Raw genomic sequence first — 12,366 nt, forward strand, 5'->3', positions numbered from 1 at the left:
TAATGAAACGATTTTATGGCATCTATGTGGCGATTGTAACCCCTTTTACAGATTCGATGAAGGTGGACTACGATCGATTGAGAGAGCATGCGGACTGGTTAATTCAAAATGGTGTTCATGGACTTGTACCAGTTGGATCAGTAGGAGAGTATGCTGCATTGGATGATGAAGAGAGAGCCAAGGTAGTGGAAACGGTTGTCGAGGCAGCTGCGGGCCGTGTTCCTGTTGTAGTGGGGACAGGTGCTCCGTCTACGCAAAAAGCAGTTGGCTGGGCGGAACATGCGAAGAGGGTAGGCGCAAGCGGGATCATGGCTTTGCCGCCGATTAACTATAATCCAACTCGGTCGGAAGTGATTTCTTTTTATCAGTCTCTGTCGGACGTAGGTCTACCGATTATAGCCTACAACAACCCATTTGATACCAAAGTCGATTTAACCCCTGATTTATTAGCAGAGCTCTGCAAGCTCGAACATGTAGTCGCTGTGAAAGAATTTTCCGGAGATATACGCCGGATTCATGAGATATATGAAAAGACCGATTTGGAAGTTTTAGCAGGCGCGGATGATTTGGCTTTAGAAGGCTTGTTAGCAGGCGCTACCGGGTGGATTGCTGGCTTTACCAATTCGCATCCGAAAGAAAGCGTTGAATTATTCGATTTTGCAATTAACAGAAAAGTCTCGGAAGCCACACAATTATATCGTCGTTTGCTACCTCTTTTTCGTTATGACTCCACCCCGCGTTTGGTTCAATCGATCAAATATGCGCTTGAGTTGGTAGGTAGGCCTGTGGGTAGAGCTCGTGCTCCGCGCCTTGATTTAACGAATGAGGAGAAAGAGAGTATTGAAAAGGCAAGCCAATGTATTTGAGTGTAGTGGGTTGTTGAATTAGTCAGAATCGAATGTCCCGGGGCAATGTATCTTTCCACAGCTCAAATAGTGAACTACGCAGATGTGGAAAAGCAAGTCCGCTTCGTCCTTCTCCGCTTCGGGCAAGTGGCAAAACTCGCAAAGAACGCTCAAACATTGCCGCAAAACGCCCTAGCTACGAAGGACTGCGCTAGGTAGGACCACTAACATCGCAGTGGCCAGATACATTGCCCCTACTCCATTTTCGTTTTCTGGTTTATCAACAAGTCTTGGATTGTGGAGTGCGAGGTACATCTTTGATAGGAGTTTCTCTTGGTGATTGCGAAGATTACGCTACATTTTACAGGAGGAGATACGGTGGAGAGTCGAAACTGGATTGGTGGGGAATGGATTGAGCCGGTGGGGGAGAAGGTGGTTGTAAAAAACCCTTCGCATACGGAGATAGAAGTGGGGACGATAACCCTTTCGGATGATTCACTTGTGTTACAAGCAGGTGAAGCGGCGAGGAGAGCTTCTAGGGGATGGGCGAAATTAACAGGTTCTGCTAGGGGAGAGTTTCTATATAAGATGGCAGATCTGTTGCAGATTCACTCGGAGGAAGTTGCTCAATTAGCGAGTCAGGAGATGGGGAAGCCGATCACAGAGATGAAGTTGGAAGTGATGCGGGGTGTCCATTTACTTAGGTATTACGCAGGAGAGGGAGTAAGAACCCATGGACAGTTGATTCCGTCGACGCAAATAGATGTGGTGCAGTATTCGAAACGAGTTCCACTTGGAGTAGTTGGAATCATCACACCGTGGAATTTCCCTGTAGCGATTCCGATTTGGAAGATTGCTCCTGCATTAATCTGCGGTAATACAGTGGTCTGGAAGCCTGCGGAATACGCTTCTTTAACAGCCGTTCGCTTAACCGAAATCTTTGCTCAAGTTGGACTACCCGAAGGTGTTTTTAATCTAGTGATTGGAAAAGGTAGTGTAATCGGAAATCAGATGATTGAGAAGATGGATGTAGATGCCATCAGCTTTACGGGATCTTCTATGGTAGGAAGTCATATTGCCGCTACTTGCGCCAAGCGCCATATTAAGTATCAGACGGAGATGGGAGGGAAAAATGCTGCTATCGTTTTACATGATGCAGATATCGAAAAAACGGTGCCGATGATTTTAAGCGGAGCTTTTCGTTCAGCAGGCCAAAAATGTACAGCAACAAGTCGAGTCATTGTGGAAAAGGGGATTATGAATTCATTTATCGATGCACTCCGGCAAGGAATATCGAGTGTGAAGTTAAGCTATGCCCTCGATCCAAAAGCCTATTTAGGACCAGTCGCATCAAAAGAACAGTATCAAACGGTTAACTCGTATGTTGAATTGGCTCGTCGGGAAGCAGAAGTCGTGGTAGAAGGGGCTAATACGATACAAAAACCTGGCTATTATATTCCCCCGTTAGTTGTAAAAGGTGTAGGGAATGATCATAAACTCGTGCAAGAGGAAATCTTCGGCCCTGTTGTAACGTTACTTCCTGCTCATGATTTTGAGGAAGCGATTCAATTATGTAATCAAACAGTCTATGGATTAAGTGCATCCATCTTTACAAAAGATGTAAACCACGCGCTCCGCTTCCTAGACGAAGCAGAAGCAGGAATGGTTCGCGTGAATCAAGAAACCGCCGGGGTCGAATATCAATCACCATTCGGTGGAATGAAGCTCTCTAGCTCTCATACACGTGAACAAGGAGTGGCTGCACTTGATTTCTATACACAATGGAAAACATGTGCGATAAGCTATTCCGTTTAGTAGGCATGAAAAAATCCAGCTTAGAAAGATGCTGGATTTTTTCATGCCTACTAAATAAGTTATAAAAAATATTAATAAGAAGGATATATTATATGTCTAATCGAAATAATTAAAAGGGACAAACATGACTTATGTGAAAAATTTCCTATTGCACGATTGCTCCTAATACTGTATATTTACTTTATCGCATAAAAGCAAACAAGTGATAAAGTAAATATGCGGCATCGACAAGAATCAGTAGCACTTACATATGCAGTACCAGAGACTAGGTGGGAGGTGCAAACCTAGGCAATGTTAGATGTGAATTACCCTTGTCAAGTAGGTGCCATAAAGAGTGGGTTATAGCTTACATGTTATAACCAATTAGGGTGGTACCGCGGAGCTTTTCGTCCCTATAGGATGGAAGCTTTTTTATTTTGTAAAAAAAAGGAGAGAGATTTATGTCGAGGAAAACAATCCCGTCCCATCTACAAGCGTATGCTTCAAAGCAGGACTATGATTTATATACACCGATTAATCAGGCGGTCTGGCGTTATGTGATGAGGCAAAACTATCATTTTTTTCGTGATCTTGCTCATGAATCCTATCAGGATGGCTTGGAGAAGTCGGGTATTTCCCTCGATCGAATCCCTCGTGTAGATGAGATGAGTAAATGTTTGGAGCCATTTGGACTAGCAGCAGTGACAATCGATGGGTTGATCCCTGGAGTGGCATTCTTTGACTTCCAAGGTCATGGATTTCTACCTATTGCGACAGAAATTCGGACTCTGAAGCATATTGGTTATACACCTGCTCCTGATATGCTTCATGAGGCTGGAGGGCATGCTCCCATCTTAAGTGAACCGAAATTTGCGGAGTATGTTAGGTTGTTCGGACAGATTGGAGCCAAGGCGATCTCTTCACGGGAAGAGCATGAGTTGTTTTTAGCGACTCGTAAGCTAACTCAAGTCATGGAAGACCCGGCTTCTACTCCAGAGATGATTGCTGAAGTGGAGAGAGTCCATGCTGAGAAGATGAAAGCCGCGACAGTGCGATCAGAGGCGACTGAGATTTCTCGGTTGTACTGGTGGACAGTTGAATATGGTTTGGTTGGTACACGAAGCGATCCGAAAATCTATGGGGCTGGATTGCTTTCTTCGATCAGTGAAGGACAGCATTGTTTATCGCCTGATGTGGAGAAAATCCCATTTGATGTGGATGTATGTATCGACACTGACTTTGATGTGACCAAGCAGCAACCACAATTGTTTGTTTGTCAGGATTTCGATCAATTAATTGAAGGGATTAAGCACTACAGTGAACGAATGGCGTATCGGGTTGGTGGAACGCAAAGTTTGGAAAAAGCACAACGCTCTGGACAAGTAACCACTTCTGTATACAGCTCTGGTTTACAAGTAAGTGGAGTTATAGTGGAACTTCTCTACGATGAACAAGGAGAAGCGATCTATCTTCGGACAGAAGGCGGAACACAGCTATCGTTTGAGGATGAAGAGTTACCAGGCCAAGGATGTGCAGTCCATCATCATGGATTTTCGGCTCCAATAGGCAGAGTAGAGGGTTTAGGGAAGCAATTAGAAGAGTTGGGTTTAGTAGAGTGTGGCGAGTTAGGAATGCGGGTAGGAAGTCAGGTGAGCTTGAGATTTGTGAGCGGAGTTGAGGTAGAGGGAACGTTAGTGAATATGACATTCCAAAGAGATCGTTTGACCCTACTCTCTTTTAAAGATTGTAAGGTTACATGGGGCGATCGGGTGTTGTTTGAACCGGAATGGGGAACTTTTGACATGCCAGTGGGAGAGCGAATCAAGTCTGTTTATGCAGGACCTGCTGATCATGATCGTTTTGTTTTTGAAGAGCAGGATGTATGGACCGTTCATAAACCTGCGGTGGTTTGGACTGATCTGGATGACCTCTATCAGGAGGTCCGTGATCTGCGAGAAGAGCAGAGAACAACGTGGGAGGCCATGGATGTTTTGGCTCGCCTGCACCAAGTTGATCCAGATGACTGGTTACTACGAGTAGAGATATTAGAATTAGCCATTGCCTTTGAGGACAAGAGCTTAGAGAGCCGAGTGAGAGCCGAGTTGAGTGAGATATCTGGAAGGCGGCTAGAGAGCCGATCCTTAATTGAAAATGGGATCAAATTAGCTGAGCAAGAGCCTCATACTATTCTCGTCAAACAGATGACATAGAACAGAGAAAACCCAGGACTCACTTAATCGTGAGTTAGCTGGGTTTTCTCGTTCCTTTTTTTGAACGAATTGGAATTAGATGGGGCCTCCCGGCATGATGAGCTTCGATCCATTCTTGTAGAGTGATCGGAAGATGGGCCCATTCCTGAAGCGTATCCCGAATTTCTTGTACGGTTCCGGATAGGCGGATGCCGTTCGCAAATATTTTCTTCTCCATGTTTTCGCACCCTTAATAAAAGTCTCTTCTTAACGGGATACGCCAAAAGAGAAGAAAATATACCATTTTTGAAATATATTTTTGTGTATAATAGAGAAATATATGAAAACCGAAAGGTTGCGATGGCATGAGAAATTTAGAGGAGAAAACGATTTCAACGAAATCTATTTTTAAAGGTAGAGTCATTTCTCTCCAAGTAGATCAAGTTAAATTGCCAAACGGAAACACTTCAAACAGAGAAATTGTAAAACATCCTGGAGCGGTAGCTGTTGTGGCTATTACGCCAGAAGACCGTATCGTTTTAGTACGTCAATTTCGAAAGCCACTAGAAAAAACGATTTATGAAATCCCTGCAGGAAAGAGAGAGGATGGTGAAGATCCACAAGTTTGTGCAGAGCGTGAACTAGAAGAAGAGACTGGCTATCGTGCAGAGAAATGGAAGCATCTTGTCTCATTCTATACATCCCCGGGCTTTGCTGATGAGTATCTTCATCTCTACCAAGCAGATGAATTAAGTAAAGGACAAGTAAATCTGGATGAAGATGAGTTTGTGGAACGGGTAGAGTGGACGCTTCCAGAATGTGTTCAGGCTATCTCTCGTGGAGATATATGTGATGCGAAGACAGTAGCGGCAATCTTGTTTTGGCAGAATCAACAACACGAATCATGAAGGAAAGGCAGGGTAGATTTCGTCGAAGGTGAAGGGGAATCATATGGGAAAATCAAGCAATAACTTCATAGATGGATTTGGAGAAAATTATTTCGATTCTCCAAATTCATTTAACTTTTCTATAGTAATGATGATATAATATAATTATTCTGTTAAATATGATTTGCAACTAGGAATAGAAGAGGTGATGTGGATGAATCACACAGAAGGACACAATCCTCTCACAGCAACTCGATATACACTGTACTCTTGGATTTTGTTTTTACTACCGCTAACCTTTGGTGTATTACTAGCGTCGATCTATGATTGGTCGGACTTTTGGGCAGCCGTGGTAGTCGGATTAGGTTGCTGTGTACTTGTAAATAATATCATTGTGGTCAAGTATCAACTTTATACGAGACGGATTAGTATCTTGATGATTTTGATTCAAGTATACGTTGCTTGTTTTTTTGGAATTATGTTTTTAGGAAAAGCATATGCAGATGTTCGTTTAGAGCTTGTACTCATGGCGATCTTTGCGATTAATGCTTTTTTAGGTGTGATGTACCGGAGAAACTTATTTTTATGTGGCTGGTGTGCTAAAGTAGTCTTGCTTTTTACAGTTGGTTTTCCCTTTGTTTTTGCGCAGATTGTCCATACATATGGATGGGCACCGACTATGGATGCACCGGGGCTGATGAGTTCGATTGCGGCTGCATTTACTTATTATACGGGCTCTTTGTTACATAACTATTATTTTTCCTCATAACAAACAGAATATTAGTCCGGTTTCCATAAGAAGAGCAAATTAGATAATTCGAATTTGTTCTTCTCTGCCTTATTCATCATGTTCAAGATTGAATCTAGTAAATGGATCATATCTCTCTTATTCCTCTCATAGAATTGTTTTGAGAGAGTGAGGAGGACGGATTAATGGGGAGAAAACATTACTGGAGTCAAGCGATTCAAGCACATGTACAAAGTCAAAAATCGCTCTATATTTTTGTAATAGTCTTATTTTTAACAGGTGTTGTGTTTGGGGCAGTGATCGTGAACATGTTGACTACTGCGCAACGTACGGGTTTGTCTAGTTATTTGGGACATTTTTTTAAAGAGTTAGGGAGAGGGAGTATTGCCGATTCCGAAATTGCCCTTCAACATTCGATCGGAGAGCATTTAAAAACGATTGGTCTGATGTGGTTATTAGGTTTATCGGTTATCGGAATTCCGATTTTATGCCTCTTTTTATTCTTTAAGGGAATGGTGATTGGTTTTACTGTTGGCTTTCTTGTTCAACAGTTTTCATGGACTGGGTTATGGTTTGCCTTTGTTTCCATTGTTCCTACCAATCTGTTTGTCATTCCTGCTATGATGATCGTCTCAGTGGCGGGGGTTTATTTCTCTGTCGATTTAGTAAAAAACCATATCATTGCGCATCGTGGTTCGCTATATCCTAAATTTGTATCCTATTGTGGAGTGGTTGTTATGATGGCTTGTCTCATGATGATTTCTTCTCTCGTTGAGGCGTACCTTTCACCGATGATCATGAGAGGGTCGCTTCCCGAAATCGCTTCTATAGTGTCACTTCTTCCTTTAGTTTAAAGTAATTATTATCTGATAATCTCTTTAAGTTGGTTTGACTTTTCCCGCATATCTCTCATATAATGTTGAGTAGATTGAGGGGGGTGTGGACGTGGAAAAACGAGTAAATCAAATTAAACAACAATTATCCGCCCACAATTATAAACTAACCCCCCAACGGGAAGCGACTGTGCGTGTTTTACTTGAAAATGAAGATGACCATTTGAGCGCAGAGGATGTTTACCTGTTGGTGAAGGACAAAGCACCTGAGATTGGGCTTGCGACAGTTTATCGTACGTTGGAACTACTTAGCGATCTTCACATCATTCATAAGCTGAATTTTGGTGATGGTGTAACCCGATATGAGTTTCGTGCTGAGGGAGCTGAACATCACCATCATCACTTAATGTGTTTAAATTGTGGCTCTGTCGATGAAATTATGGAAGATTTACTAGGACCTATTGAACAGCAGGTGGAGCGAGAGTTCCATTTTCACATTATGGACCACCGTTTGACGTTCCACGGAATTTGTTATCGTTGTAAAGGGCAGGTAATTGATCCAAAAAAATTAATAGGTTCGAAAGTAACGTGAGATGCTATATAATGGCTCTCACTTCTTTTTGGTGATTTTTAGGTTTTAAGTACAATTAGAAAGTGTTAAGATAGGTTTGATGCTGAAGGAGGTTCACTGATGAGAATAGGGATTCCTAGAGAAATTAAGAACAACGAGAACCGGGTTGCGATTACCCCTGGTGGCGTCGATGCGTTTATCAAGGCTGGTCATTCGGTTATGGTAGAGAAGGATGCAGGAATGGGAAGCGGTTTCACTGATGAGGTGTATGCTTCACACGGTGCACAAATTATGGAGAGTGCGGAACAAGTTTGGACAAACTCCGATATGATTTTAAAGGTAAAAGAGCCACAGCCTGCGGAGTACGGATTTTTCCGTGAAGGATTAGTTTTATTTACATATCTCCATCTTGCTCCTGAGCCAGAGTTAACAGCGGCACTCATGGAGAAGAAAGTAACGGCAATTGCGTATGAAACTATTCAATTAGACAATAGATCTCTTCCTTTATTAACTCCAATGAGTGAAGTAGCAGGTCGTATGTCTGTACAAATTGGTGCTTCTTTCTTAGAAAAGCCGCATGGTGGAAAGGGAGTGCTATTAGGTGGTGTTCCGGGAGTTCTTCCTGGTGAAGTCGTAATCGTAGGGGGAGGAATCGTGGGTACCAATGCAGCGAAGATGGCTGTGGGTCTCGGTGCAAATGTAACGATCCTCGATGTGAATCCCGACCGCCTTCGTCAACTAGATGACCAATTTGACGGGAAATTACGAACGGTAATGTCAAACGCGTACAACCTAGCAGAAGCAGTTAAGAAAGCAGATCTACTTATTGGTGCGGTACTCATTCCAGGCCGCCGTGCCCCTCGTTTGGTGACCGAAGAAATGGTAAAACAAATGCAGCCAGGTTCCGTTATCGTGGACGTTGCCATTGACCAAGGTGGCTCGATTGAAACGATTGACCGTGTAACCACACATAGTGATCCGACTTATGTAAAACATGGAGTGGTTCATTACTCAGTGGCTAACATGCCGGGTGCGGTACCTCGTACTTCTACTATCGCGCTCACCAATGTAACAATCCCTTATGCACTTCAGATCGCCAATAGAGGTGTAGAACGTGCTTTAGTGGAGAGTAAACCATTGGCACTTGGCGTAAACACAATTCAAGGAAAATGCACGTATCAAGCAGTTGCAGAGAGCTTGAATGTGACTTACACCCCTCTCGAGGAAGTTTTATAAGAATAAATCGGTTCCCCTACCCATACATTGATAAAAAATGGGTGGGGGACGAGTTATTTATGATTATATCCACCAGACGGATCAAGCAATGGCTTACGTTTTTATTATTATTTGTCTTATTTACCCTTCTTCTCTATCAAGTGATGAGCTTTTTTACCGAGATGTTTGAACCAGATTCGATCTATAAAGAACCAATCGGTGATGCGGTAAAGGTATTTTCAGACTACGGTAGACAAACATCACAAGCGACCTTTTCCGAACTAGTCCGAGAGCGCCTGTTATGGTTTTATGAGATTGGGGAATAAGAATAGTAAGATTTTCTATGTAAACATCCTAACAAAATAGGATGATTCTTTTTTTATCAATAACATATGAGAGGGGGATTAGACATGAGAAAATACAATCGTGTCTTCCTCATTGTCTTGGATAGTGTAGGAATTGGCGAATTACCAGATGCCAATTTATATAATGATGTCGGCGCTCATACATTAGGTCATATAGCACAATATGTAAATGGATTAGCTATGCCCAATATGTCGAAGTTAGGACTTGGAAATATTGAAGCAGTAGAAGGGATCCTACCTGCCGATGTCCCACAAGCTGCCTATGCTCGGATGAAAGAAGTTTCACGTGGTAAAGATACCACCACCGGACACTGGGAGTTTATGGGTATTATCACAGAAACCCCGTTTAAAACATATCCAGATGGCTTTCCGAGCGAATTGATTCAGGAGTTTGAGCAAAGGGTCGGACGAAAAGTTTTGTGTAACAAACCTGCCTCGGGTACAGAAGTATTAGATGAGTTTGGCGAAGAGCACATGAAGACAGGTGCCGTCATTGTTTACACTTCTGCGGATAGTGTATTCCAGATTGCAGCGCATGAAGAAGTCGTGCCACTAGAAGAGCTATATAAAATTTGTGAAGTAGCAAGAGAGTTAACATTAGATGAAAGGTATTCCGTAGTACGGGTGATTGCACGTCCATTTGTCGGAAGCCCAGGGAATTTTACACGTACTTCTAATCGTCGTGATTATTCTGTGAAACCACCTATTAAGACTGTTTTGAATCATTTGCAAGAGGCTGGTAAAGAAGTAATCTCGATTGGTAAAATCTCCGATATTTATGCCGGAGAAGGAATTGTTCGCTCGATCCATACGAAAGACAATATGGATGGAGTGGATCAGGTATTAGCAGTGGCGAAACAGGAGTTCCACGGCCTCGCGTTTGCCAATCTAGTCGATTTTGATGCTAAATTTGGACATCGTCGTGATCCGGAGGGATACGGACGGGCGTTAGAAGATTTTGATGCTCGTTTGCCTGAGATTCTCGCAAATCTGCGCGAAGACGACCTCCTGATCATCACAGCTGATCATGGAAACGATCCAACCTTCCACGGAACCGATCATACTCGTGAGTATACGCCACTTATCGTATACAGTCCATCTATGACAGAAGGTACAAATTTAGGGGTTCGTGAAACGTTTGCAGATATTGGTGCTTCCATCGCTGAGAACTTTGGAGTAACCTCTCCTTATGGAACTAGTTTTCTAAAAGAATTACCTTAAATGAACGATATTCTGAGATAGGCGGTGCTGACGTGAGTCAAAATCAATTCAATATCCGAGAAGCAACAGAGTGGATTCAATCCAAAATCCAAGTTCAACCCAAAATTGGACTTATTTTAGGATCAGGTTTAGGAGTGCTTGCTGGAGAAGTAGAGAATCCTGTAAAGCTTCCTTACAATGATATCCCTCATTTTCCACAATCTACGGTTGAGGGGCATGCTGGAGAACTAGTGGTAGGTACGTTAGAAGATCAACCAGTATTAGTTATGGCAGGTCGTTTCCATCTATATGAGGGGCATCCGTTAACATCCGTAACCTTCCCGATTCGGGTGATGAAAGAGCTTGGAATCGAAAAGATCATCGTAACCAATGCGGCTGGTGGAGTAAATATGTCCTACCAACCAGGTGACCTGATGCTCATCAAGGATCATATTAATATGACGTTCCAAAATCCATTGATCGGACCAAATGATCCAGAGCAAGGAGTACGATTCCCGGATATGTCGACTGCATATGACTCAGAACTACGTGAAATTGCTCGCAGGGTGGCCACAGAGCAGGGAGTGAAATTTCAAGAAGGTGTATATATCGGACTTCTTGGCCCGACTTATGAAACGCCAGCAGAGATTCGCATGTGTCGTTTTCTCGGTGGAGATGCGATTGGGATGTCAACCGTACCTGAGGTAATCGTCGCTCGTCACGCTGGGATTCGTTGCTTAGGAATCTCTTGCATTAGCAACATGGCAGCAGGAATTTTAGAGCAACCTCTCTCCCATGATGAGGTTATGGAGACAACAGAGCTTGTAAGATCCCAGTTTATAAATCTGGTAAAAGGAATCTTGCGCAACATCTAAAAATCTTACATTTCGAGGTGCAACGATGAATATGATCCAACGTATCCAAGAGGCGAAAGAGTTTATCTCAAGCAAAACAAACCAAACCTATCCATTTGGGTTGATTCTCGGTTCAGGCTTAGGTGATCTTGCAGATAAGGTAGAAAATAAAGTTATAATCAAATATGATGAAGTGCCACATTTTCCCGTATCTACAGTGGAAGGTCATGCAGGGCAGCTAGTGTTAGGGACTTTAGCAGGGAAGCAAGTCATCGCGATGCAAGGTCGTTTTCATTTCTATGAGGGGTACAGCCAACAAGATGTAACATTTCCTGTGCGTGTGATGAAAGCACTCGGAGTCGAAACGGTACTCGTAACCAACGCTGCTGGTGGAATGAATACAGATTTCCATGCAGGAGATCTCATGATTATCACGGATCATATTAATATGACTGGTTCTAATCCATTGATTGGCCCTAATTTCGCGGATCTAGGTCCTCGTTTTCCAGATATGTCGACTGCTTACACGCCGGAATTGGTACAGGTAGCCAAGCGTGTAGCGGCTGCTCAAGGCGTTACTGTTCAACAAGGTGTGTACGCTGGTATTAGTGGCCCAACTTATATGACGCCAGCAGAGCTGATCATGCTACGTAATATGGGCGGAGATGCGATCGGAATGTCAACTGTGCCAGAAGTAATTGTCGCTCGTCATGCCGGAATGAAAGTGCTAGGGATTACTTGTATTACCGACATGGCGATAGGGGAATCACTTGAACCGCTTACACATGAACAAGTAGTAGAAGTAGCGAATCGTACCAAACCAATCTTTATGAATTTGGTTCAGGGCATTTTAAAAGAGGTGTAA

Annotated in this window: 14 protein-coding genes; 12 read left to right on the plus strand and 2 right to left on the minus strand. The window is 43.0% G+C overall.

Annotated features, from left to right (window positions below):
• Window positions 1-2: 2 nt before the first annotated feature.
• Entirely contained in the window at window positions 3-866 is an 864-nt protein-coding gene (locus BLU58_RS11300; protein ID WP_093292322.1) for a dihydrodipicolinate synthase family protein, read from the plus strand.
• Window positions 867-888: 22 nt separating this feature from the next.
• Here the strand turns inward: BLU58_RS11300 and BLU58_RS16935 are convergent, their stop codons facing one another.
• Complete coding sequence (locus BLU58_RS16935; protein ID WP_255404690.1) at window positions 889-1,023, minus strand: hypothetical protein; 135 nt, start codon at window positions 1,021-1,023, stop codon at window positions 889-891.
• A gap of 200 nt (window positions 1,024-1,223) precedes the next feature.
• Between BLU58_RS16935 and BLU58_RS11305 the strand changes: the two genes are divergently transcribed.
• Window positions 1,224-2,660: an aldehyde dehydrogenase family protein gene (locus BLU58_RS11305; protein ID WP_093292420.1), complete on the plus strand. Its 1,437-nt coding sequence runs from the start codon at window positions 1,224-1,226 to the stop codon at window positions 2,658-2,660.
• A gap of 440 nt (window positions 2,661-3,100) precedes the next feature.
• Complete coding sequence (locus BLU58_RS11310) at window positions 3,101-4,849, plus strand: aromatic amino acid hydroxylase (protein WP_093292323.1); 1,749 nt, start codon at window positions 3,101-3,103, stop codon at window positions 4,847-4,849.
• A gap of 34 nt (window positions 4,850-4,883) precedes the next feature.
• Here BLU58_RS11310 and BLU58_RS11315 read toward each other — a convergent pair whose 3' ends face one another.
• A complete protein-coding gene (locus tag BLU58_RS11315) occupies window positions 4,884-5,066 on the minus strand; it encodes a hypothetical protein (RefSeq protein ID WP_093292324.1) in 183 nt (60 codons plus the stop codon).
• A gap of 127 nt (window positions 5,067-5,193) precedes the next feature.
• On the opposite strand from BLU58_RS11315, the gene BLU58_RS11320 reads away from it, so the two are divergent.
• From BLU58_RS11320 to BLU58_RS11360, 9 genes are all read left to right on the plus strand, one after another.
• Window positions 5,194-5,736: an NUDIX domain-containing protein gene (locus BLU58_RS11320; RefSeq protein ID WP_093292325.1), complete on the plus strand. Its 543-nt coding sequence runs from the start codon at window positions 5,194-5,196 to the stop codon at window positions 5,734-5,736.
• Between the two features lie 193 nt (window positions 5,737-5,929).
• A complete protein-coding gene (locus BLU58_RS11325; protein WP_093292326.1) occupies window positions 5,930-6,484 on the plus strand; it encodes a hypothetical protein in 555 nt (184 codons plus the stop codon).
• 164 nt (window positions 6,485-6,648) lie between these two features.
• Window positions 6,649-7,317: a stage II sporulation protein M gene (spoIIM, locus tag BLU58_RS11330; protein ID WP_093292327.1), complete on the plus strand. Its 669-nt coding sequence runs from the start codon at window positions 6,649-6,651 to the stop codon at window positions 7,315-7,317.
• 91 nt (window positions 7,318-7,408) lie between these two features.
• Window positions 7,409-7,888 (plus strand): ferric iron uptake transcriptional regulator, encoded by a 480-nt coding sequence (locus BLU58_RS11335; protein ID WP_072330114.1) that lies wholly within the window; start codon window positions 7,409-7,411, stop codon window positions 7,886-7,888.
• Window positions 7,889-7,987: 99 nt separating this feature from the next.
• The gene (gene ald / locus BLU58_RS11340) at window positions 7,988-9,103 is read left to right on the plus strand and encodes an alanine dehydrogenase (RefSeq protein WP_093292328.1); all 1,116 of its coding nucleotides are present in this window, start codon (window positions 7,988-7,990) and stop codon (window positions 9,101-9,103) included.
• A gap of 59 nt (window positions 9,104-9,162) precedes the next feature.
• A complete protein-coding gene (locus BLU58_RS11345; protein ID WP_176786631.1) occupies window positions 9,163-9,408 on the plus strand; it encodes a DUF4227 family protein in 246 nt (81 codons plus the stop codon).
• A gap of 84 nt (window positions 9,409-9,492) precedes the next feature.
• Window positions 9,493-10,668 carry a phosphopentomutase gene (gene deoB / locus BLU58_RS11350; RefSeq protein WP_093292330.1) on the plus strand — a complete coding sequence of 392 codons (1,176 nt, stop codon included), beginning with the start codon at window positions 9,493-9,495 and terminating at the stop codon, window positions 10,666-10,668.
• A 32-nt stretch (window positions 10,669-10,700) separates the two neighbouring features.
• Window positions 10,701-11,522: a purine-nucleoside phosphorylase gene (locus BLU58_RS11355; protein ID WP_093292331.1), complete on the plus strand. Its 822-nt coding sequence runs from the start codon at window positions 10,701-10,703 to the stop codon at window positions 11,520-11,522.
• Window positions 11,523-11,547: 25 nt separating this feature from the next.
• Window positions 11,548-12,366, plus strand: a complete 819-nt coding sequence (locus BLU58_RS11360; RefSeq protein ID WP_093292332.1) for a purine-nucleoside phosphorylase — start codon at window positions 11,548-11,550, stop codon at window positions 12,364-12,366.

This window comes from Thermoactinomyces sp. DSM 45892 (assembly GCF_900107305.1).
Taxonomy (GTDB): domain Bacteria; phylum Bacillota; class Bacilli; order Thermoactinomycetales; family Thermoactinomycetaceae; genus Baia.